The 23,378-nt window shown below is 63.5% G+C and carries 19 protein-coding genes; 2 read left to right on the top strand and 17 right to left on the bottom strand.

Annotated elements, in window-relative coordinates; translation table 11 throughout:
• Window position 1: 1 nt before the first annotated feature.
• From metK to trpS, 14 genes are all read right to left on the bottom strand, one after another.
• Window positions 2-1,240 (bottom strand): methionine adenosyltransferase, encoded by a 1,239-nt coding sequence (gene metK, locus ACT6VE_RS18065; protein ID WP_444799904.1) that lies wholly within the window; start codon window positions 1,238-1,240, stop codon window positions 2-4.
• A 205-nt stretch (window positions 1,241-1,445) separates the two neighbouring features.
• Window positions 1,446-1,865: a helix-turn-helix domain-containing protein gene (locus ACT6VE_RS18060; protein ID WP_069060181.1), complete on the bottom strand. Its 420-nt coding sequence runs from the start codon at window positions 1,863-1,865 to the stop codon at window positions 1,446-1,448.
• 149 nt (window positions 1,866-2,014) lie between these two features.
• Window positions 2,015-3,598 (bottom strand): apolipoprotein N-acyltransferase, encoded by a 1,584-nt coding sequence (gene lnt, locus ACT6VE_RS18055; protein ID WP_444799903.1) that lies wholly within the window; start codon window positions 3,596-3,598, stop codon window positions 2,015-2,017.
• Between the two features lie 211 nt (window positions 3,599-3,809).
• Complete coding sequence (locus ACT6VE_RS18050; protein ID WP_444799902.1) at window positions 3,810-4,976, bottom strand: hemolysin family protein; 1,167 nt, start codon at window positions 4,974-4,976, stop codon at window positions 3,810-3,812.
• Between the two features lie 9 nt (window positions 4,977-4,985).
• Entirely contained in the window at window positions 4,986-5,495 is a 510-nt protein-coding gene (gene ybeY / locus ACT6VE_RS18045; RefSeq protein ID WP_444799901.1) for an rRNA maturation RNase YbeY, read from the bottom strand.
• Between the two features lie 16 nt (window positions 5,496-5,511).
• Complete coding sequence (locus tag ACT6VE_RS18040; protein ID WP_444799900.1) at window positions 5,512-6,564, bottom strand: PhoH family protein; 1,053 nt, start codon at window positions 6,562-6,564, stop codon at window positions 5,512-5,514.
• Window positions 6,565-6,590: 26 nt separating this feature from the next.
• A complete protein-coding gene (gene miaB / locus ACT6VE_RS18035) occupies window positions 6,591-7,979 on the bottom strand; it encodes a tRNA (N6-isopentenyl adenosine(37)-C2)-methylthiotransferase MiaB (RefSeq protein WP_444799899.1) in 1,389 nt (462 codons plus the stop codon).
• A 54-nt stretch (window positions 7,980-8,033) separates the two neighbouring features.
• On the bottom strand, window positions 8,034-8,822 hold the full coding sequence (locus ACT6VE_RS18030) for a lysophospholipid acyltransferase family protein (RefSeq protein ID WP_444799898.1): 789 nt from the start codon (window positions 8,820-8,822) through the stop codon (window positions 8,034-8,036).
• A gap of 40 nt (window positions 8,823-8,862) precedes the next feature.
• Window positions 8,863-9,288 (bottom strand): Fur family transcriptional regulator, encoded by a 426-nt coding sequence (locus ACT6VE_RS18025; protein ID WP_444799897.1) that lies wholly within the window; start codon window positions 9,286-9,288, stop codon window positions 8,863-8,865.
• A gap of 41 nt (window positions 9,289-9,329) precedes the next feature.
• Window positions 9,330-9,824 (bottom strand): GNAT family N-acetyltransferase, encoded by a 495-nt coding sequence (locus tag ACT6VE_RS18020; RefSeq protein ID WP_444799896.1) that lies wholly within the window; start codon window positions 9,822-9,824, stop codon window positions 9,330-9,332.
• Between the two features lie 4 nt (window positions 9,825-9,828).
• Window positions 9,829-10,476, bottom strand: a complete 648-nt coding sequence (gene tsaB, locus ACT6VE_RS18015; protein WP_444799895.1) for a tRNA (adenosine(37)-N6)-threonylcarbamoyltransferase complex dimerization subunit type 1 TsaB — start codon at window positions 10,474-10,476, stop codon at window positions 9,829-9,831.
• A 30-nt stretch (window positions 10,477-10,506) separates the two neighbouring features.
• Window positions 10,507-11,079, bottom strand: coding sequence for a NifU family protein (locus tag ACT6VE_RS18010; RefSeq protein WP_444799894.1), 573 nt, complete (start codon window positions 11,077-11,079; stop codon window positions 10,507-10,509).
• A 146-nt stretch (window positions 11,080-11,225) separates the two neighbouring features.
• Window positions 11,226-11,717, bottom strand: coding sequence for a universal stress protein (locus tag ACT6VE_RS18005; protein ID WP_444799893.1), 492 nt, complete (start codon window positions 11,715-11,717; stop codon window positions 11,226-11,228).
• Window positions 11,718-11,807: 90 nt separating this feature from the next.
• Window positions 11,808-12,875: a tryptophan--tRNA ligase gene (gene trpS / locus ACT6VE_RS18000; protein ID WP_444799892.1), complete on the bottom strand. Its 1,068-nt coding sequence runs from the start codon at window positions 12,873-12,875 to the stop codon at window positions 11,808-11,810.
• Between the two features lie 289 nt (window positions 12,876-13,164).
• On the opposite strand from trpS, the gene ACT6VE_RS17995 reads away from it, so the two are divergent.
• Window positions 13,165-13,641: a YcbK family protein gene (locus ACT6VE_RS17995; protein WP_444799891.1), complete on the top strand. Its 477-nt coding sequence runs from the start codon at window positions 13,165-13,167 to the stop codon at window positions 13,639-13,641.
• A 4-nt stretch (window positions 13,642-13,645) separates the two neighbouring features.
• On the opposite strand, the gene murJ is transcribed toward ACT6VE_RS17995, so the two are convergent.
• The 3 genes from murJ to mutS all read right to left on the bottom strand — a co-directional run bounded on the left by murJ (window position 13,646) and on the right by mutS (window position 20,918).
• Entirely contained in the window at window positions 13,646-15,244 is a 1,599-nt protein-coding gene (murJ, locus tag ACT6VE_RS17990) for a murein biosynthesis integral membrane protein MurJ (protein WP_444799890.1), read from the bottom strand.
• A complete protein-coding gene (locus tag ACT6VE_RS17985) occupies window positions 15,241-18,084 on the bottom strand; it encodes a [protein-PII] uridylyltransferase (RefSeq protein WP_444799998.1) in 2,844 nt (947 codons plus the stop codon). The genes murJ and ACT6VE_RS17985 overlap by 4 nt, the downstream gene beginning before the upstream one ends.
• A gap of 95 nt (window positions 18,085-18,179) precedes the next feature.
• A complete protein-coding gene (mutS, locus tag ACT6VE_RS17980) occupies window positions 18,180-20,918 on the bottom strand; it encodes a DNA mismatch repair protein MutS (protein WP_444799889.1) in 2,739 nt (912 codons plus the stop codon).
• Between the two features lie 113 nt (window positions 20,919-21,031).
• Between mutS and ACT6VE_RS17975 the strand changes: the two genes are divergently transcribed.
• Window positions 21,032-23,314: an NADP-dependent malic enzyme gene (locus tag ACT6VE_RS17975; protein WP_444799888.1), complete on the top strand. Its 2,283-nt coding sequence runs from the start codon at window positions 21,032-21,034 to the stop codon at window positions 23,312-23,314.
• The last annotated feature ends 64 nt before the right edge of the window (window positions 23,315-23,378 follow it).

Below are 23,378 nucleotides of genomic sequence, written 5' to 3'. Positions count from 1 at the left end.
CTCAGTTCTTCAGCGCGTCCTTGAGAGCCTTGACGAGGTCGAGGCGCTCCCAGGCGAAGGAACCGTCACGGCCGGCCTTGCGGCCGAAATGGCCGTAAGCGGCGGTCTTGGCATAGATCGGCTTGTTGAGGTCGAGATGGCGACGGATGCCCGACGGCGAAAGGTCCATGACCTTGCGGAGCGCGGCTTCGAGGGCATCTTCGCTGACCGTGCCCGTGCCGTGCAGGTCGACATAGACCGACAGCGGCTGGGCGACGCCGATGGCGTAGGATAGCTGGATCGTGCAGCGATCGGCAAAGCCGGCGGCAACGACGTTCTTGGCGAGATAGCGGGCGGCATAGGCAGCCGAGCGGTCGACCTTGGTCGTGTCCTTGCCGGAGAAGGCACCACCACCATGCGGGGCAGCGCCGCCATAGGTATCGACGATGATCTTGCGGCCGGTCAGGCCGGCATCACCATCCGGGCCGCCGATGACGAATTTTCCGGTCGGGTTGATGTACCAGGCGCAATCGTCGGCAATCTTCAGGTCGTGCAGCGCTTCGCGGATATAGGGCTCGACAACCTCGCGGACCTTGTCCGAATCCCAGCTCGCATCGAGATGCTGCGTGGAGAGAACGATGGAGGCGACGTCGGCCGGCTTGCCGTCAACGTAGCGCACGGTCACCTGGCTCTTGGCGTCGGGGCCGAGCTTGCCGGCATCGCCCTCGCCCTTCTTGCGGGCCTCGGCGAGCAGCTGAAGGATACGATGCGAATAGTAAAGCGGCGCCGGCATGAGCTCTGCCGTTTCGCGGCAGGCGTAGCCGAACATGATGCCCTGGTCGCCTGCACCCTCGTCGCCCTGCTTGTCGGCAGCGTTATCGACGCCCTGGGCGATATCGGCGGACTGGGAGTGCAGCAGGACGTCTATCCTCGCCGTCTTCCAGTGAAAACCGTCCTGCTCGTAGCCGATGTCGCGGATCGCCTTGCGGGCGGCGGCCTTGAACTTCGCGGGATTGATGACGTCGTTGCCGTCCTTGTCTTTCTTGAGCAGGCTCGGCGGCAGGCGGACTTCACCGGCAATCACGACGCGGTTGGTCGTGGCAAGCGTCTCGCAGGCGATACGAACCGACCAGGGATCGACCTTCGACTTCACGGCTTCGCGATAAACCAGATCGACGATTTCGTCAGAGATCCGGTCGCAAACCTTGTCCGGGTGACCCTCGGCGACGGACTCGCTGGTGAAGAGATAACTGCTGCGCATGCGGGAATTCCCCTCAAAGAAAATAGACTTCGACGTTGTTATTCAGTTCGCGGGGGAAAGACAAGCACAGAAGGACATAAGAATATGTTTATGTCCCGTGATTTCAGGCGTTATTCCGCGGCTGCCACTGGCGCGATACGGGCCGCCAGAAACAGGAAAGGCGGCCCCGAGGGACCGCCCTTTCATCCGTTGCCAGAACGATTAATCACTCAAGCTCGGCTTCGGCCGCCAGCGCCTTGACGAGGTCGACGAGCTTGCGGCGCACCTTCGGATCACCGATCCGGACGAAGGCGCGGTTGAGCTGGAGACCCTCGGAGGACGACAGGAAATCGACCACATAGTTGGAGCTCGATGCTTCAGCGAACCCGGCCTGCGTGTTTGTCTGGTCGCCCGGCGCGTCCTCGAAGAAGAAGGAGACGGGGACGTTCAGGATGCTCGAAATATTCTGCAACCGGCTGGCGCCGACACGGTTCGTGCCCTTTTCGTATTTCTGGATCTGCTGGAAGGTGATGCCGAGGCTCTCCCCCAGCTTCTCCTGGCTCATGCCGAGCATGGTCCTGCGAAGCCGGATCCGGCTGCCGACATGTATATCGATCGGATTCGGCTTCTTTTTGTTTTCCATCATCACTTTCGTCCTAACGCGCGGAATTGGCCCCACCCATCCGGCAGCCCTCACGATGACTTAACGTCACGTTGTATGCGCAACCACTGAAGGTCATCACAATACAGGAGAACAGCCGGCGGCGTGCACTATGCTATTTTAGGGGTTTTTGGTCAATTCACCCTGTTTCTAAAACCAATGCGAGAAATGCCCCCTATTGCGAAGAGAAAGCCGAGAACGATCGGAAATGACCAGTTCCGCCACTTTGCCCCCTCACCCAACGTAAACCTTCCCGGAAGAGTTGCGTCCACGAAGCCCGGTACGTCGTGTGCAAGGCCGGCCACGACCTGCCCTTTCGCATCGATGACGGCCGAAATGCCATTGTTGGCGGCGCGAATCAGTGGCAGGCCGCGCTCGACGGCCCGCAGGCGCGCCTGCTGGAAGTGCTGGAAGGGGCCGGGCGTTGTGCCGAACCAGGCATCGTTGGTCACATTCAGCAACGCGGCCGCATCGTCTGCCGATCCGTTGATCTCGTGTGGGAAGATCGCCTCGTAGCAGACCAGCGGATAAAGACCCTTGCCGAGTGCATTGAGAAGCTGATGGTCGCGGGCGGCGGAAAAACCACCCGGCATGGCGACCGCACTCACACCAAAACTTTCAAACACCTCGGCAAAGGGCATGTATTCGCCGAACGGCACCAGATGAACCTTGTCGGCCGCGCCGATGATCTGCCCCTTGCCGTCAATCGCGTAGATGGAATTGTAGTAGCGCGGCGCCTTGCCGGAACCGGCACTCTCCGTACGCACCGCGCCGGCGATCAGCACCTGATCATCCTCCAGCACATCGGCAATGCGCACGAGGGCATCCGGATTGTCCGTCAGGATGAAGGGAATGGAGGTTTCCGGCCAGACGACGATATCGGGCCGCTTGCCGCCCTCTCCAGGCTTTGCCGCACTCAAGGAAAGGTGCCGCTCAAAAATTTCGCCCCGGGCGGAATCATCGAGTTTCGTCGACTGGTCGATGACGGGCTGGACGAGCCGGATGACGGTCGCCTCGTTTTGCGGCGTCGGCACCATGTTCAGCGCATAATAACCATAGCCGACATGAGCGGCAAAGAGCACTACGGCGAGCGTGAGGCCGGGAACCCTGCCACGCCGGGTGCCAAGCAGCGCCGGCGCGGCGAAGACGAAGACGGCGAGCGCATTCATGCTCGCAATGCCGACGAGACCGGACGATTGCATGAGCAGCGGTACGGGCATCGCGCCATACCCGACAGCATTCCAGGGAAAACCGGTAAAGAGGGTGCTGCGCAGCCACTCGCCGATACCGAAGGCAAGCGCGAGCGCGGCAATGCGGCCCATGCCATCCGACCAAAGAAGGCGCGCGAGCGCAGTCGCAAAACCGTAAAACAAGGCGAGGAAGGCGGGCAGGCCGAAGACGGCGAGCGGCAGCGCCCAGGCGAATGCGTCGGCCTCCACGAGCAACGCATTGCCGAGCCACCAGAGTCCGCCAACGAAATAGCCGAAGCCGAAGAACCAGCCGATGCGAAAGGCTGGAGCAAGGCGCCGCAGGAAACCGGCCTCCGGCGCGGCGCTGGCGCCGTCGAGCAGCCAGACAAGCAAGGTGAAGGAGACAAAGAAAGCCGCGAAGAAGCCGAAGGGTGGCAGTGCCAGCACGCCGATCAGTCCGGCAAGAAATGCCACAAGCGCCCGTCTCGTTCCAGACAGGAGCATGACCGTGCTCGCAAGCCGCTCCATGCCGTCCCCTTTGCTCGAGCCTTCTCGCTTCGCCGAAACGCGAAAACGCCCTGTCCCCTTGTTTTGTCGCAGTTTCGGACGAAAATCCCCACGCAACGTGCTGGAGTTTCTGCCCGAATCAGCCCGCGCCAGTCTTCCAAAAAACCAACGCCTTGTCCCGCTTCACGGCGGCACAAGGCGCAGATCATTTTAGAAGAATGGCGGACGCAGCCTATTCGGCACTCGCCCCGTCATTCTGCTGTTCAGGCAGCTTTGCGTGGTCGGCGGGCGTGGTCGTCCCCTCGCCTTCCGGCCGGCGCTCGCGGCGGCGGACCGAGCCGGCGCGCTTGCGCGTGACACGCACGCGCTTAACGCGGCGCGGATCGGCATCGAGCACATGGAATTCGAAGCCCGGCACCGCCTGCACGACCTCGCCGCGCACCGGAATGCGGCCGAGCGAGGCGAAGATCAAGCCGCCAAGCGTATCGGCATCTTCCAACTGGTCACGAATATCGAAATCCCGACCGATCGCTTCGGCGAGTTCCTCGAGTTCGACGCGTGCATCGGCAACAAACACGTCGTCGCTGACACGCTGGATCATCACTTCGTCGTCGTCGTGTTCGTCCTCGATGTCGCCGACAACCATCTCGACGATATCCTCCAGCGAGGCGAGACCGTCGGTACCACCATATTCGTCGATGACGAGCGCCATCTGCGTGCGGTCGGCCTGCATACGCGCCATCAGGTCGGCGGCGAGCATGGACGGCGGCACGAAGAGAACCTGGCGGATGATGCCTGCCTCGGCGACCGTCTTGGAGAGATCGACACGTCCAAGATCGAATTCCGGCTTGGGCTTGCGTACCGGCTTCTCGGCGGCGGCAACAACAGCGGCGGCCGTGCCGTTCTTCGCTCCGGTGCGGCGTTTGTTGCGGGCCTGCTTGGTGACATAGGCGAGAAGGTCGCGGATATGGACCATGCCGCGCGGGTCATCGAGGCTCTCATTATAGACCGGCATGCGCGAGCGGCCGGAATCCTCGAAAATCACCATCAATTCGGCGATCGTGATGTCCTGGTCGACGGCCTCGATATCGGCCCGCGGCACCATGACGTCTTCGACCCGAACCTCGCGGAAACGAAGAATGTTGTGCAGCATCGCCCGTTCTTCGGGCAGGAAAGCCGGCACGCCGCCGCTGTCCTCGGTCATCAAGGCCTCGGTGAGGTCCTTGCGAAGGGTCGAGGCACCCGTCATGCGCCAAAGCCGTGTCGCGCGGGACCAGAGGGATGACCGGCCCGCGCTTTCCTGCTTCGGCGCGCTGCTACTACTGCCCGCCTCGTCCTGACTTGAGGCGTCCGCCTCGTTCTTTTCCGTCGCTACCGACTGGCTTCTAAAGTCGCTCATTGGTCCAAACTATTCATCGGGGTCATCCCCGTAAGGGTCAGATAGGCCAAGCTCGGCAAGAATGCGAGTCTCCAGCCCTTCCATTTTTTCCGCTTCTTCATCGTCCATATGATCATAGCCGAAGAGATGCAGAAATCCATGCACCAGGAGATGCGTGAGGTGATCGTCGAAAGACTTGCCGAGTTCGCCCGCCTCGCGGGTCAGCGTTTCCTCGGCAAAGATGATGTCGCCGAGCATCGGCCCCGGCATTTTTCCGGGTGTCAGCGGGAAGGCCGGGAAGGACAGCACGTTGGTCGGCTTGTCCTGGCTGCGCCATTCCGCATTGATGCCGCGGATTTCTTCGTCACTGGTGAAGACCAGCGAGACTTCGGGCGCACCCGTCTTGGGGAACGGTTGTTTTTCCTCTCTTGCGAGGAATCCCGCCGCCACACTCAGAACGCGTTCGCTGGTCTCGCGCAGCCGCTCTTCAGGGGGCCATGCGCCCTCCTCCACGGAAATCTGGATATCGAGTTCGCTCATTGGATTTCGGACCACCTCAGCGGTCTGTCTGCTCGCTTTCGTCCTGCACGGCCGTCTGGGCTTCATAGGCCCGGACGATACGGGCGACCATCGGATGGCGCACGACGTCGACATCCTTGAAGCGGGCGACCGCGACGCCTTCGACACCCTTGAGGATCTGCAGCGCTTCGACGAGGCCCGACTTGACACCGCGCGGCAGGTCGACCTGGCTCGGGTCGCCGGTGACGATCATGCGGCCGTTCTCGCCGAGGCGCGTCAAAAACATCTTCATCTGCATCGAGGTCGTGTTCTGCGCCTCGTCGAGGATGACCACGGCATTGCCGAGCGTGCGGCCGCGCATGAAGGCGAGCGGCGCGATTTCGATGACGCCGGCGGCGATGGCGCGTTCCACCTTGTCGCCGGGCATCATGTCGTAGAGCGCATCATAGAGTGGCCGAAGGTAGGGATCGACCTTCTCCTTCAAGTCGCCCGGCAGGAAGCCGAGCCGCTCGCCGGCTTCGACGGCCGGACGCGACAGGATGATGCGATCGACAGCGCCACGCTCCAGAAGCTGGGCGGCATGGGCGACAGCGAGATAGGTCTTGCCGGTACCGGCCGGGCCGACGCCGAAGACAAGCTCGGAACGCTCCAGCGCGCGGATATAGGTATCCTGCATCGGCGTGCGGGCAACGATGGTCTTCTTGCGGGTGGAGATCTGCGACATGGAGAGCTTGGCCTTGCGCTCCATGGTCGGCAGCGAAAGCTGGTCGTCCGCGGCGATCGCCATGCGGATCGCGCCTTCGACATCGGAAAGCTCGATCGAGCCGCCGCTTTGCAGGCGTCCGTAGAGATAGTCAAGCGCACGGCGGGCCTGGTTGGTGGCCACGATTTCACCGGAGATCGAGACGGAATTGCCACGCGCTCGAGCGTCTATGCCGAGGCGCTGCTCGATAAGTTTGAGGTGCTGGTCGAACTGGCCGAAAAGCTCGCTTGCGTATCGATTGTTCTCGAAAGTGAGCACGAAGTGATTTGCGTCGGTCTGGGTTTTCGACTGGCGCGGCGGTGACGTCATCAGTTCGTGTCCGTTCAAGCGGTCAAGCTCCTTGGGTCCGCCCGTCACCCGATCGCTTCTGCGAAGAGGCTGTTGGGCCCGGTATCGGTGATTCGTACCCTGATAATGTCACCGATTTTCGACGCTTTTGCATCAACATTCACAGGCTGCAGCCAGGGCGAGCGGCCGACGAGCTGTCCCGGCATGCGGCCGGGCTTCTCCAGAAGCAGGTCAATCTCCTTGCCGATGCAGGTGCGGGCGAATTCGCGCTGCTGGCGAAACAGCAAAGCCTGCAATCTTTCAAGGCGTTCCGACTTCACGTCCTCGGCGACATGGCCGTCCATCTCGGCACCCGGCGTGCCGGGGCGGATGGAATATTTGAACGAAAATGCCTGTGCATAACCGACCGTCTCGATAAGACGCATCGTGTCCTCGAAGTCCTGATCGGTCTCGCCGGGGAAGCCGACGATGAAATCGCCAGAAATCGCAAGCTCCGGCTGGATGGCTCGGACGCGTTCAATCAGGGCGATATATTCCGCCGCCGTGTGGCGGCGGTTCATGGCTTTCAGGATACGGTCGGAGCCCGACTGCACCGGCAGATGCAGATAGGGCATCAGCGCCGGCAGGTCTCGGTGCGCCTCGATCAGGCGATCGTCCATGTCGCGCGGATGGCTCGTCGTATAGCGGAGCCGCGCGAGGCCCTCGATCTCGGCGAGCCGATAGAGTAGCTCGCCCAGGCCCCATTCGGTGCCGTCCGGGCCAAGGCCGTGCCAGGCGTTAACGTTCTGGCCAAGCAGCGTGATTTCGCGCACGCCGCCGTCGACGAGGCGCTCGGCCTCGGAGACGATCTGCGAAACAGGGCGGGAAACTTCGGATCCACGCGTGTAAGGCACCACGCAGAACGTACAGAACTTGTCGCAGCCTTCCTGCACGGTGAGGAAGGCGGTGACGCCGCGGGCGCGAGTCCTGGCCTTTTCCGGTGCCGGCAGGTGTTCGAACTTGTCCTCGATCGCATAGTCCGTCTCGACGACGCGCTCGCCACCCTTGGCGCGACGCAGCGCGTCGGGCAGGCGATGATAGGTCTGCGGGCCGATCACCAGGTCGACGGCGGGCGCGCGGCGCAGGATTTCCTTGCCTTCGGCCTGGGCGACGCAGCCGGTGACGCCGATCACCATTTCGCGGCCATCCTTGGCGCGGGCCTTCTTCATGTCGCGCAGACGGCCGAGTTCGGAATAGACCTTTTCCGCCGCCTTCTCTCGGATGTGACAGGTGTTGAGGAGGACGAGGTCGGCCTCTTCCAGCACATCCGTCGCCTGATAGCCGTCCTTCGCCAGCGCATCCGTCATGCGCTCGCTGTCATAGACGTTCATCTGACAGCCATAGGTCTTCACGAAGACCTTGCGGGTGTTTGGCGTGGCGATTGCGACGGGCGTGGAGAGGGATTGTTCGCTCATGGCCGCTTCCATAGTGGAAAAACCCCGGAAAATGAAGCCCTGTCTGCCGTGGATCTACCGGCCGCGCAGCCGCGCACCCAGCATGGCGCGGATGCGCGCCTCCACATGGCGGCTCACCTGCTTGCGATTGCTCGCCCGGGTGTAGTCCACGCGCTCGCCAAAATCGACGTCGACATCGACCGCGCCTTCGCGCGCCACGCCGAGCAGATGCGGCAAGAGTTGGATATCGCCCGGCCAGGCGGCGAGCGGTCGGTGGAAACGCCCCATCGCCATGCCATGCACGCCGGTATAGGCAATCGACACCGGCTGGATATGCACCACGCCGCCCGGCGCATGCGGCACGGCGGACGCGGCGGCGCCAAACAGCGAGGTCTTCATCTCCAGCAGGCGATTGCCGTCCGAGGTCGTACCTTCCGGGAAGAGCACGACGATTTCGCCATCGGTCAGGCGGCGTGCGATCTCGTCCACCTGGTCGCCGGTCTTCTGGCGCTGCTCGCGCTCCACGAAGATCGTCGCCTGCAAGCGGGCAAGCAGGCCGAAGACCGGCCAGCCACGCACCTCGGCCTTGGCGATATAGACGACATCGGCCACCGAGCCGAGCACCATGATGTCCTTCCAGGAGGCATGGTTGGCGGCGATCAGCAGCGGACGGCTGGGCTCCAGCGTACCGTGCACGCGCACCTTCAGACCGAGCACACGGCAGGCGACGCGATGCCAGAGACGTGGCACGCGGCGGCGGAGTTTCAGATTGAAGCGCAGGCCGACAAGCTGGATCGGCAGCAGGACCAGCGTCACCGTGACGAGGACGATCAGGGCAATGGCAAGGCGCAGCCAGGTGATCAAATGATCACCGGCAGGCATTCAAAGAGAGCAAGGGTTTGCCTCACTCGCCCTCCTTGAGGGGAACGCCGTAGAGCTCCAGGCGGTGGTCGACGAGCCGAAAACCGTGCTCGCGCGCGATGCGCTCCTGCAAGGCCTCGATTTCCGGCGAATGGAACTCGATGACCAGGCCGGTCTTGAGGTCGATCAGGTGGTCGTGATGCTCGTCCGGAACCGTCTCGTAGCGTGAGCGACCGTCGCGAAAATCGTGACGCTCGATAATGCCGGCATCCTCGAAGAGTTTGACGGTGCGATAAACGGTCGAGATGGAAATGCGCGCATCGACAGCGGACGAACGGCGGTAGAGCTCCTCGACGTCCGGATGATCGGCAGAACCTTCCAGCACGCGCGCGATGATTCGGCGCTGCTCCGTCATGCGCATGCCGCGCTCGACACAAAGCTCTTCCAGCGTTTTCTCCACTTCCGTCATGCGACCCGCCCTTGTTCGTTCAGCCTCCCAATACAGGGGAACTAGCGAAGATCACGCCGCATGACAAGCGCCGTGGACCGGCGGCCATCGGCTGCGGCATAATAGGCCTTGCGCTCGCCCACCTTGATGAAGCCAAGCTTGGTGTAAAGCCCGCAAGCCGCAACATTGCCGTCATCGACCTCGAGGAAAATATCCTCCGCGCCGCGCATTTTCGCCTCGCGAAGCGCCGCCTGCATCAGCCGCCAGCCGAGGCCGGCCCGCTCGAAGCGCAGATCGACGCCGATCGTCAGGATTTCTGCCTCACCGGCCACGGCGCGCGCCAGCACGAAGCCGCCGGCGGTTCGGCCGAGTACGCCTTCCCGCAGCGCGACGAAGCCGTAGACCGGCTGCTGCGACAGCAGGGAATGGAATTCGCCGTCGTTCCACGGCTGGGGAAACCGCGCGCGATGCAGCGTCGCGGCAATGCCGGCATCGGCGGTTTCGAGCGGGAAGATGTCGAAGGCCGGCTTGCGGGTGAAATAGTCGGTGAGCGACATGAGATCACGCCCTCCGGATCGCGAATCCCGCCTGCGGCTTGGCATCGGGGCCGCGCAGATAGAGCGGTTTCGGCAGGCTGGTTTGCGGATCAAGGCTTGCACCGAGGCGGGCTACGGTGGCGATGGAGACGCCATCGCCCGTCTGCGGGGCGCCATCGCGCAGCAATGCAGCGGCAGAGCCCGCGAGTGCGCCATCATGTGCCGCGGCAATGCCGCGCGCCTCGTCAAGGGCGGCGATCGCAGGCGGCGATGCTTCCGCGCCATCGGCTGCAAATCGCTGCCAGTAGACCTCGTCGCGCTTGGCATCCATCGCGACCATGAGGGGCGTTCCCGTCTTGTGGTCGGCAGCGAGCGCCGCAAGCGTCGAGACGCCGACGGCCGGCACGCCGAGCGCCAGCGCCAGGCCACGGGCCGCCGCCACGCCGACGCGAATGCCGGTGAAGGAGCCGGGGCCGACGGTGACCGCGATGCGGCCGATGTCCTGCAAGGTCATGCCGGCGGCATCAAGTGCCGCATCGACGAAATCCATCAGCCGCTCGGCATGGCCGCGGCCGATATCGGCGCCGGCGGCGCCGAGGATCGTGTCCTGATCGGTGTCATAGAGCGCCGCGTAACAGCCCGTGCCCGCCGTATCGATCGCAAGGAGGATCATGTCGGCGACCTGCGGTTCGCGGGGCAGGCATTACATAACGGCTTCAACTTCCTGCACTTCCGGTACGAAATGGCGAAGAAGGTTCTGCACGCCGTGCTTCAACGTCGCCGTCGAAGACGGGCAGCCCGAGCAGGCACCCTTCATGTTGAGATAGACGACGCCATCGCGGAAACCCTTGAAGGTGATGTCGCCGCCGTCCTGCGCCACGGCCGGGCGGACGCGGGTGTCGAGTAGTTCCTTGATGGTCGCGACAATCGTTTCGTCGCCTTCGTTGAAGAACTCGCCCTCTTCCGGTTCGCCGTGGCCGGCAAGCGCACCGCTCGCCACGACCGGCTGGCCGGACATGAAGTGTTCCATGATGTTGCCAAGGATCGCCGGCTTCATGTGCTGCCAGTCGGCGCTGTCCTTGGTGACCGTGATGAAATCGTAGCCGAGGAACACGCCGGTGACGCCGGGCACGCCGAAAAGGCGGGCGGCGAGCGGAGAGGCGGCACGCGCCTCCGTCTCGTCGCGGAACTCGGCCGTGCCGCTCTCCAGCACGATCTTGCCTGGCAGGAACTTCAGGGTCGCCGGGTTCGGCGTCGCTTCGGTCTGGATGAACATCTTTCTCTCCGTGCGGCACGGCGCTTGCCGGCCGGCCAAGACATTTAGAATAATTCAAAAGAAGATAGGCTTTTCCGCGCCCGTCTTCAAGACCGAGGCCATCCTTGCCGGTCGCAAATCCGCAGCGCACTTTTGCTGGAATTGCTTTAGCTCAGCGCGTCGAGTTCCTCGTCGCTGAGCTGGTCAGGAATGACGGTGACCGGGATCGGAAACGCCTGCGCACGGCTTGCGAGCGACGAGACCAGCGGCCCCGGCCCTTCCTTGGCGGATCCGGCCGCCAGAACGAGGATCGCGATATCGCGGTCCTCCTCGATCAGCCCGTTGATGGCTTCGCTTGCGACACCTTCGCGGATGACCATTTCCGCCTCGATGCCGACCGCTTCGCGCAGCGCCTGCGCCGCCTTGGCGAGCACGGCTTCCGCCGCCTCGCGCGCTTCCGCCCGCATGATCTCCTCGACGCCCAGCCATTGCTGGAAATCGGCGTTGGCGATCACATAGAGCAGCACGACGCCGCCATTGGAATTCTTCGCCCGGCTTCCCGCATAGTGGACGGCGCGCTGGCATTCCGGCGTGTCGTCGATGACCGCCAGAAATTTCCGGCGGTGGCCTTCAAGGCGGGAAAGTCGTCGAGAAACCATACGGCCCCTTTTCTTTGTTTCCTACGCAATTCCAGGCGCAAAACCGCTGCACACTTTTGCCGAATTGCGTCAGGACGTTTCGCGGCGACCTTACTGCACAAAACCGACGATGTCGCGAACTTCCTTCATAGTTTTTTCGGCCCGCGCCCGCGCCCTTTCGCCACCATCCCGCAGGATCGCGTCGATATGGGTCGTGTCGTCCATCAGGCGGCGCATCTCGTCGGTGATCGGCGACAGCACGTTAACGGAAAGGTCGACCAGCGCTGGCTTGAAGGCGGAAAACTGCTGGCCGCCGAACTCGGACAGAATCTCGGCCTTGGTCTTGTCGGAGAGCGCCGCATAGATGCCGACGAGGTTATCCGCCTCGGGGCGACCCTTCAGGCCTTCGACTTCGCTCGGCAACGCGTCCGGGTCGGTCTTCGCCTTGCGGATCTTCTTGGAGATCGTGTCGGCATCGTCGGTGAGGTTGATGCGCGAGAGATCGGACGCATCCGACTTCGACATCTTCTTCGTACCGTCGCGGAGCGACATGACACGCGGCGCCGGACCGCCGATCAGCGGCTCGACCATCGGGAAATAGGCATGCACCGGCTCCTCGCCGACAACGATATCGACGCCGGTACCGGCGTTGCGGATGTGGCTGCTGAAGTCGATGTTGAATTTCTGGGCGATGTCGCGGGTCAGTTCCAGGTGCTGCTTCTGGTCGTCGCCGACCGGCACGTGGGTGGCGCGGTAGACAAGGATGTCGGCCGCCATCAGGCTTGGATAGGCAAGCAGGCCGAGCGAGACCTGCTCGGCGTTCTTGCCGCCGGTCTTGTCCTTGAACTGGGTCATGCGCTCCATCCAGCCGATGCGCGCCACGCAGTTGAAGATCCAGGCAAGCTCCGCATGCTGCGGCACCGCGGACTGGTTGAAAACGATGTGTTTCGTCGGGTCGATGCCCGACGCGATGAACGCCGCCGCAATCGAGCGGATCTGGCCGCGCATGTCCTCGTGCACCAGCTGCGCCGTGAGAGCGTGCAGATCCACGACACAGTAGATGCAGTCGTTGTCGGCCTGAAGGGCCACAAACTTGCGGATCGCGCCCAGATAGTTGCCGAGATGGAGGTTTCCGGTCGGCTGGACGCCGGAGAAGACGAGAGGCTTGAATGCGCTCATGACGTTTATCCTTCAGGCGGGTGGAGGGCCTGATCCTGTTGCTGAAGCCGTTCCAGGGCGGTTTTCCGTCCGGAATTGCACGAAAAATATGTGGGCGCTTATGCACGGCGCGGGGATGTCGATCAAGAGGGCCAGCACGGCGGGTTCTGCGCGCCGAAGCCTCAATCGGCCTCTCATCAGCAGCTCCTCATAAATGACACTTTCCGGGCCTCTGCTCCCGGCGGGGAAAAGGGGCAATCGGATTTTGATCGGCCGCGTTTCGACGCGGTGGCGCAAACCGGAGTGTGCCATGCGCAACAATTGCTCGACCTTATTTGCCTGTGTGATCGCACTGACATCGATTTTCGCGGCCGAAGCCACGGCAGGCGGCAATCACAGACACGTCGCCAAAAACGAAAAAGGCGGCGTCGCGAAGGTCTACACCGTCCAGACGACACGCGTGCGGCACCGATGTTTTCCGGGCAAATTGCGGGTGATCCTCTCCCATATTGCTCGCCAGGTCGGGCGGCGCCCGCTTGTCACGTCCGGTCATCGTTCAGGTGGTCGCCGCGGATCGCTGCACCGAAAATGCCTCGCCGCCGATATCCGGGTGCCGGGCGTTTCCGTGAAGCGGATTGTTGCCGCCGCGCGATCCGCCCCGTCGATCGGCGGCATCGGCACCTATTGCAACGGCATCGTCCATGTCGATGTCGGGTCGAAGCGGCGCTGGCACTATTGCGGCGGACTGGCCCGGCTTGGGCGGCGCACGGCACTCGCCGCGCGCTGAAAGCCTATTCCGACGGCTCGTCCGTGGGCGTTGCCGCAGCCTTCGGCTTGCGCTTGATGTTGCGGCGGATCATGCCAAGGTTTGCGCCGCCGATCAGGAAGGCGACGGAAAAATAGACGACCATGGCAAGGCCGATGAGCAGGCCAAGCGCCAGAAGCTGCTCGTAGAGCGGCGATGCAGGCGCAAGTCGATCGGCGAGATAGTCGGAGGCATAGTCGAGCGCCACGGCCATGATGACCGTCGCGATCAGCAGCCTTGCGACACGCCAGAGCAGCGCTTTCTCCAACGGCCAATGGCCACGACGCACCAGCGTCACGAAAAGCAGGATTGCCGTCAGCCAGCCGGACACGGCTTCCGCCGTGGCGATGCCGCGCTCGAAAAACAGCGGGAAAAGCGAGACCGCGAGCACGCAGTTAATGACGACCGACATGAGCGTGATGCGCATCGGCGTCTTGGTATCCTCGCGGGCGAAGAAGCTGGGGTTCAGCGCCTTGATCATCACGAAGCCCGGCAGGCCGAGACCGTAGATAGCGAGCGTGCCCGCCACAATAGAAGTGGTTTCCGGGCTGAAGGCGCCGCGCTCGTAGAGCACGCGCACGATCTCGTCGGAAATCACCCAGAGGGCACCGGCGGCCGGCAAAGTCAGGAAGAGCACGAATTCCAGCGAGCGGTTCTGCAGGTTGCTGGCTTCCCGCTCCTGTCCGCCCTTCAGCGCCCGCGCCAGTTCCGGCAGCAGCACGACACCGACGGCGATGCCGACGACGCCGAGCGGCAGTTGGTAGACGCGGTCGGCATATTGCAGAACGGAAATCGCGCCGTCCCTGGTGGAGGCGATCATCTGGCCGATGATCTGGTTGATCTGGGTGATGCCGCCGGTGACGGCTGCGGGAAACGCCAGCCACAGCAGACGCTTGACGTTCGGCGTGATGCGCGGGCGGCGAAAGCCGATCTTTATGCCCGCATGGCGCACGCCGGCATAGAGCACGGCCATCTGCAACAGGCCGGAGACAAGCACGCCCCAGGAGAGATACCACGCCGTCTCAAGCGGCGAGGCGCCCTGCCAGAGACCGTAGCCGAGTGCGCCGATCAGCACGATATTGAGGAAGACAGGCGCGATGGCGGCGGCGAAATAGTGATGCAGCGAGTTCAGCATGCCCGACAGCATCGCCGTCAGCGACATGCACATCAGGTAGGGGAACATGACGACGGCAAGCTTGACCGTCACGTCGAACTTTTCCGCATCCCCCACGAAGCCCGGCGCGATGACCCAGGCGACGAGGAGCGGCATCAACAGCTCCATCGCGATGGTCAGCAACAGAAGCACGGAGAACAGCACGCCAAACACTTCTTCGGAGAAGCGCTTTGCCCCGTCGATACCGCCGGCCTCGATCTCCTTGGCGAAGAGCGGCACGAAGGCGGCGTTGAAGGCGCCTTCGGCAAACAGGCGGCGGAAGAGGTTCGGGAAACGGAAGGCGGCGTAGAAGGCGTCGGCCATCGGCCCGGTGCCGAGTGCCGCCGCCATCAGCGTTTCGCGCGCAAAACCGAGCACGCGGCTGCCGAGCGTCGCGCCGCCGACGGTCGCGAATTTCTTGACCAGACTCATTGTTGTGCCTTGACCCTTCTCGGCGCCGGGGCGGCCGGCGCGATCATGCCCGGCGGCATGCGGTCACGCACTTCATCCGCCTCGTCCGCCATCACAGCCTTCAACCGGGCGATGATGTTGGTATGCCTGTTGTCGTTGGTGACCTTCTGGCCGACGAGATCGGTGACGTAGAACGTGTCGATGACCTTTTCGCCGAAGGTGGTGATATGCGCCGAGGCGATGTCGAGCGACAGATCCGACAGCACCGCCGTCACCTCGGACAGCAGGCCGGGCCGGTCGAGGCATTCGATCTCGATGACCGTGAACTTGTTCGACAGCGTATTCGAGATGGTGACGGCCGGCGGCACGGTGAAAGTGCGGTTGCGCTTGCGGCTCTTGGTGCGGGTCGCGATCACCTCCGGCAGGCGCTTGCGGCCGGACAGCACGTCCTCGATCATCCGGCCGATCGTGGCGGCGCGGCGTGTCTCGTCGGCATCGTTGGGGAACTCGCGGTTGACGAGGATCGTGTCGAGCGCCCGCCCGTCGGAGGTCGTGAAGATCTGCGCGTCGACGATGTTGGCGCCCGCTGCCGCACACGCTCCGGCAATTACCGTCAAGAGACGCGGATGGTCGGGCGACAGCACCGTGATTTCGGTGATGGCGTGGAATGAATGCGTGCGCACCATGGTGGCGAGCGGCTTGCCGGCCTTGTCCGCCTCGCGGATGAACGCGGCATGGCGCACCTGATCCTCCAGCGACACAGTTAGCAGGTAGGGATCGTAGTGCAGCTTCGTGCAGGCCTTGCGGTCCTTCTGGCTCCAGTCGGCCGGAAGCGCATTGGACAGGACTTCGCGCGCCGCCTGGGCACGCTCCTTGCGTGACAGCTCGGAAAAACCACCGGAAATCAGCAGCTCGGTTTCGTAGTAGAGTGTGCGCAGCAACTGGCCCTTCCAGCCGTTCCACACGCCGGGGCCGACGGCGCGGATGTCGCAGACCGTCAGCACCAAGAGCATCTTCAACCGCTCCATCGACTGCACTTTTTCGGCAAAGTCGACGATGGTCTTGCGGTCGTTCAAGTCGCGTGTCTGCGCGACCATCGACATGGTGAGGTGTTCCTCGATCAGCCAGACCACCAATTCCGTCTGCTTCGGCGAAAGACCGAAGCGCGGGCAAAGTTTGCGCGCGACTTTCGCGCCCGCTTCGGAATGGTCCTCCGGCCGGCCCTTGGCGATGTCGTGCAGCAGGACTGCGACATAAAGCGATATGCGGTCCTCGATGCCGGGCATCACCTGATAGCTCAGCGGGTGCGCTTCCTTCTCGCGGCCCTGGTCGATGTCGGCGAGCACGCCGACAGCCCGGATCAGGTGTTCGTCGACCGTGTAGTGGTGATACATGTTGAACTGCATCATCGCGACGATCTTGCCGAATTCCGGGATGAACTTACCGAGCACGCCGGCCTCGTTCATGCGGCGCAGAATGAGCGCCGGGTCGCGCGGCGAGGTCAGGATCGACAGGAAGAGACGGTTTGCTTCCTCGTTCTCGCGCAGTGCCCCGTTGATGAGCTTCAGCGAGCGCGTCACCTGTTTCAACGCATCGGGATGGAACTCCAGCCCGTTGATGTCGGCGATATGGAACAGCCGGATGAGATTGACCGGGTCGCGCTTGAAGACGTCAGGATCGGCAATCGTGATGCGGCCGCGGTCTTCGAGGAAATCCAGCGTGCCGGCAATCTTTCGCGTGCGGCGGGTAAAGCGGCTGATGGCGGCCGAGATGCCGGGCGCTTCCTTCGCCTGCTGGTCCTCCAGCGTGGCGCAGAAGATGCGCGTCAGGTCGCCGATGTCCTTCGCGACCAGGAAATAGTGCTTCATGAAGCGTTCGACGGCGGAGAGACCCGGATGCGGCTGGTAGCCCAGGCATTCGGCGATCTCGCGCTGGATGTCGAAGGACAGCCGCTCCTCTGCCTTGCCCGTCAGGAAATGCATGTGGCAGCGCACCGCCCAGAGGAAATCGTCCGCCTTCTGGAAGAGCTTGTATTCCTGCCGCGACAGCACGCCGAGCTTCACCAGTTCGGCCGGATCGCGGATGTGATAGAAGTACTTGGCGATCCAGAACAGCGTGTGCAGGTCGCGAAGCCCGCCCTTGCCTTCCTTGACGTTCGGCTCGACAAGGTAGCGCGTATCGCCGGCCTTGCGGTGGCGTTCGTCACGCTCGGCGAGTTTCGCCGCGATGAATTCCGGGCCGGTATTGCGCACGATCTCGCGGTCGAAGCGCACGGCCAATTCCTCGAACAGCGCGACCGAACCGCAGATATAGCGGGCCTCGAGGATCGCGGTGCGGATCGTCATGTCGCCCTTGGAGAGCTGGATGCACTCTTCCAGATTGCGCGTGGCATGGCCGACCTTGAAGCCGAGATCCCACAGGATATAGAGCATGAACTCGATGGCCGGCTCGCTCCAGGCGGCGGGTTTCGCCGGCAGCAGGAAGAGCAGGTCGATATCCGAGCCCGGTGCCAGCGTCCCGCGGCCATAGCCACCGACGGCCGTGACCGTGATGCGGCTGGCAGGCGAGGCCTGGCCGGCACTGAAGACGTGGTTCAGGGCGAAATCGTGCAGGACGGCGATCAGCTGGTCCTGCAGCCAGGAAATGCGGGCGGCGCATTGCAGGCCGCTGCCATCGGCAAAAAGCAGTTCGCGCGCCCGTTCGCGCCCGGCCGCATTGACCTTCTTGAATTCGGCCAGAAGTGCGCTGCGCATGCGGTCGCGGTAATCGGCATTGGTGCTGGCGATGAATTCACATCTGGCGCGCAACGCCGGCACGTCGAGAAGGCCGGAATCGGCCGGTGCCAAAAGCTTATGTTCCATCGGATGCCGGCCTGCGTCCCGCTTGTCTTCCACCGCCCGTTCGGTTCGCATGCGCTATAGACCCTTTCAGCGCCGGAAAACAGCCATCCTAGGCGCTAGCGATTGCCAAGTTCTTTCTTCAGCGCGTAAAGGGCATCAAGCGCCTCGCGCGGCGTCATGTCGTCCGGGTTGATATCCTTGACCAGCGCCTCGACCTTGGACGGCGCAGGATCCCGCCTGGCCTCCTCGCGACGCACCGCAACCTGGAACAGCGGCAGATCATCGATGAGCTGGCTTGCCGGATTCTTGCGGTCCGCATCCTCCAGTTTGGCGAGCACGTCTTTTGCGCGCGCCACCACGGAGGCCGGCAGACCCGCAAGCCGCGCCACCTGTATGCCGTAGGAACGATCCGCCGCACCGGGGCCGACCTCATGCAGGAAGATCACGTCGCCGTCCCACTCCTTGACGCGCATTGTGGCGTTGGAAAGGCGCGCGAGTTTTTCGGACAGCACCGTCAACTCGTGGAAATGCGTGGCGAAAAGCCCGCGGCAGCGATTGGCCTCGTGCAGGTGCTCGACGGCCGCCCAGGCGATGGACAGGCCGTCGAAAGTGGCGGTGCCGCGGCCGATTTCGTCGAGGATGACGAGCGAACGGTCGGTCGCCTGATTGAGGATCGCCGCCGTCTCGACCATCTCGACCATGAAGGTCGAGCGGCCACGGGCCAGATCGTCGGAGGCACCGACGCGTGAAAACAGCCGGTCGACGATGCCGATATGCGCGCTTTCGGCCGGAACGTAAGACCCCATCTGGGCAAGGATGGCAATCAACGCGTTCTGGCGCAGGAAGGTCGACTTACCCCCCATGTTCGGACCGGTGAGCAACCAGATCGCGCCATGACCCTTGCCGTCCGCAGGCGAGAGGTCGCAGGAATTGGCGACGAAGGCGGCACCCTGCTGGCGGCGCAGCGCTTGCTCGACGACCGGATGCCGCCCGCCGACGATGGCGAACATGGTGGAATGATCGACGATCGGCCGGCAATAGGCCTGCTCCTCGGCCAGTGCCGCAAGCCCGACGGACACATCGATGACAGCAAGTGCGCGGGCCGCCGCCTTGATGGGCTCGGCTTCGGCCACGACCGCTTCGACAAGGCCGTCGAAGGCTTTCAGTTCGATGGCGAGCGCCCGGTCGGCGGCGTTGGCGATCTTCGTCTCCAGTTCGGAGAGCACGGTCGTCGTAAACCGCATGGCGCCGGCCATGGTCTGGCGATGGATGAAGCGCGCCTTCGCCTCGTCGCCATCGGTCAGTGCCGAAGCGTTGCCGGCGGAAACCTCGATGAAATAGCCCAACACATTGTTGTGTTTGATCTTGAGCGACTTGACGCCCGTCTCCTCGGCATATTGCAGCTGGAGGCCTGCGATGACCCGGCGCGACTGGTCGCGCAGCGCCCGCATCTCGTCGAGTTCGCCATCCGCCGCCTCGCGAACGAAGCTACCGTCGCGCTTGAGAAGCGGCAGTTCGTCGGCCAGCATGAAGGCGAGGCGGTGCGACAGATCCACCGGCAGGGCGACAATCGCGCCAGCGGCCGCCGCAAGTTCACCCTCCAGCGCCTCGGCGGCCATCAGGCGTGCGACCTCGGCAGAGGTGGAAAGGCCCTGCAAGATCGCGCCGAGATCCCGCGGGCCGCCGCGGCCGAGCGCGATGCGGGAAAGGGCGCGCGGCATGTCGGGAAGCCGCTTCAGAGCCCGTCGCAAGTCTTCACAGAAAGACGCACGGTCAGCGAGGGTCGAAATCGAATCGAGCCGCGCATTGATCGCGTCGGGATCGGTGAGCGGCGACATCAGTCGTTCGGCAAGAAGCCGCGCACCGCCCCCCGTCACAGTGCGGTCGATGGCCTTCAACAGCGTGCCGCTACGCTCGCCGGAAAGCGTGCGCACCAGTTCGAGATTGGCGCGCGTGGCGGGATCGATGAACAGCGTGGAGGCCGAGCTTTCGCGCTCCGGCCGACCGAGCGGCGGGCGCTCGGCAATCTGCGTCTTTTCCACATAGGCAACAGCGGCGGACGCTGCCGCCAGCTCGGCGCGCGAAAAAGTGCCGAAACCGTCCAGCGTGGAAACGCCGAAATAGCGGGCGATGCGGCCTTCCGCCGTCGCGCTGTCGAACAGCACCGCCGGCTGCGGCACCGCCACGCGGCCGACGACATCCAGCACCGGCCGGAACTCCGGATCATGGAACAGCGTGTCCGGCACGATCAGTTCACGCGGGTCGATGCGCAGGATGTCGGCGAGAAGCTGGCCCTGCGCCGTCTCGGACAGGCGAAAGATGCCGGTCGAGATATCGATCCAGGCAAGTGCCATGGCAGGCTCGCCGCCGCCGCGGATGCGAACGACGGTCATCAGGTAGTTGGCGTCGGACGGCGAGAGCAGCCTTTCTTCCGTCAGCGTGCCGGGCGTCACCAGGCGCACGACGTCGCGGCGCACCACGGATTTCGAGCCGCGCTTCTTCGCCTCCGCCGGGTCCTCGACCTGCTCGCAGACAGCGACGCGGAAGCCGACGGAAATCAGCCTTTGCAGGTAATCGTCCGCCGCATGCACCGGCACGCCGCACATCGGGATGTCGAGCCCCATATGCTGGCCGCGTTTGGTGAGCGTGATGCCGAGCGCGCGGGACGCGTCCACAGCGTCCTGAAAGAACAGCTCGTAGAAGTCGCCCATGCGGTAGAACAGCATGCTGTCGGGATTGTTCGCCTTGATCTCGATATATTGTTCCATCATCGGCGTCGCCGATGCGCGGCTTTCGTCGCTGGCAAGCTCGGCTGTCGAGAGGATATCGTTCTGGCGGGCGATCTGATCGTTCACGGACTGACTGTTCTTCCCAAAAAAGAGGTGTCACCCTAGCCATGCAGCGATATAGAAAACAACAGCTGTGAGCAGCTATGGGTCTATCGCCCACAGGAGTGTAAGGGGGGAACATGCCGGGTACCGACAAAACCGATCGCCAGAGGGCAACCGTCACGGACAAGGAAGCGCTGGATTTCCATTCGTCCGGCCGTCCCGGCAAGCTGGAAATCACGCCGACCAAGCCGATGGCGACGCAGCGCGACCTTTCGCTTGCCTATTCGCCGGGCGTCGCCGTGCCGGTGAAAGCCATCGCCGAGGATCCCTCCAAGGCCTATGACTACACGACGCGCGGCAACATGGTCGCCGTCATCTCGAACGGCACCGCCATCCTCGGCCTCGGCAATCTCGGCGCGCTCGCCTCCAAGCCGGTGATGGAAGGCAAGTCCGTCCTCTTCAAGCGCTTTGCCGACGTCGATTCGATCGACCTCGAGGTCGACACGGAAAATGTCGACGAATTCATCAACTGCGTGCGCTACCTCGGCCCCTCCTTCGGTGGTATCAATCTCGAGGACATCAAGGCGCCTGACTGTTTCATCATCGAGCAACGCCTGCGCGAACTGATGGACATACCGGTCTTCCACGACGACCAGCACGGCACCGCCATCATCGCCGCCGCCGGCCTGATCAACGCGCTGGCGCTGACAGGACGCGACTTCAAGACGACCAAGCTCGTCTGCAATGGTGCTGGTGCTGCTGCCATCGCCTGCGTCGAGCTCATCAAGTCGATGGGTTTTGCGCCGGAGAACGTCATTCTTTGCGACACCAAGGGCGTCATCTATCAGGGTCGTGAAGAGGGCATGAACCAGTGGAAATCGGCGCATGCGGTGAAGACCGACCGCCGCACGCTCACGGAGGCGATGGACGGCGCGGATGTCGTTTTCGGCCTTTCGGCCCAAGGCGCCTTCTCGGAAGAGATGATCCGCTCCATGGCGCCGCGGCCGATCATCTTCGCCATGGCCAACCCCGACCCGGAAATCACGCCGGAAGAAGTCGCGCGCATCCGTGACGATGCGATCGTCGCGACCGGCCGTTCGGATTATCCGAACCAGGTCAATAACGTACTCGGCTTCCCCTACATCTTCCGCGGCGCGCTTGACGTGCGCGCCTACACCATCAACGACGCGATGAAGATCGCGGCAGCCGAAGCGCTCGCCCATCTCGCCAAGGAAGATGTGCCGGACGATGTCGCCGCCGCCTATCAGGGCGTACGCCCGCGTTTCGGCGCGCAGTACATCATCCCCGTGCCGTTCGATCCGCGGCTGATCTCGGCAATCCCGGTCGCCGTCGCCAAGGCGGCGATGGAGACGGGTGTCGCGCGCAAGGATATTCCGGATCTCGACGCCTATGCCCGCGATCTGAAGGCGCGGCGTGACCCGATCGCCTCGACACTGCAGCAGATCTATGCCCGTGTGCGCCGCCACCCGAAACGGGTCGTCTTCGCCGAGGGCGAGGAAGAGCAGATGATGCGCGCCGCCGTGTCCTATGCCAACCAGCAGCTCGGCACGGCGATCCTCGTCGGCCGGGATGACCGCATGCGCGAAGTGGCGGAACGTGCCGGCATCGATCTCGACCGGCCGGGCATCGAGCTGCTCAATGCCCGCATCTCGACGCGCAACGATGCCTATATCGACTATCTCTACGCCCGCATCCAGCGCAAGGGTTACCTCTACCGTGATGCGCAGCGCCTGATCCACAACGACCGCAACCACTTCGCGGCCTGCATGGTGGCGCTCGGCGATGCGGATGCGATGGTGACAGGTCTGACCCGCAACTATTCCACCGCGCTGGAAGACGTGCGCCGCTGCATCGACGCCAAGCCCGGCCATCGCGTCATCGGCGCGTCGCTGGCGCTTTGCCGCGGTCGCACGGTGCTGGTTGCCGATACGGCCGTGCACGACATGCCGTCGTCGGAAGAGCTGGCCGACATTGCGGAAGAAGCAGCCGGCCTTGCCCGCCGCCTTGGCTACGACCCGCGTGTGGCGATGCTTGCCTACTCGACCTTCGGCCATCCGTCCGGCGAACGCTCGGAACGGGTGCGGGAAGCGGTGAAGATTCTTGACCGCCGCCGCGTCGATTTCGAATATGACGGAGAGATGGCGGCCGATGTGGCGCTCAACCCGCGCATCATGGAGCAGTATCCGTTCTGCCGCCTCTCCGGCCCCGGCAACGTGCTCGTCATGCCGGCGTTCCACTCGGCCTCGATCGCGACCAAGATGTTGCAGGAACTCGGTGGCGCGATGGTCATCGGCCCGATGCTCGTCGGTCTCGACAAATCCGTGCAGATCGTCTCGATGGGGGCGAAGGACGCCGATATCGTCAACATGGCAGCCCTTGCCGCCTACAATGCCGGCTGACGGCACGATAAAAAGCCGCCCGCCCCGGGATCGGGACGGGCGGCAAATCAAACTATGCTGACCT

Origin of the sequence: Shinella sp., assembly GCF_052438155.1 — a bacterium.
Lineage (GTDB): Bacteria > Pseudomonadota > Alphaproteobacteria > Rhizobiales > Rhizobiaceae > Shinella.
Note: the sequence above shows the minus strand (reverse complement) of the source record. Positions and strands in the feature narration are given on the sequence as shown.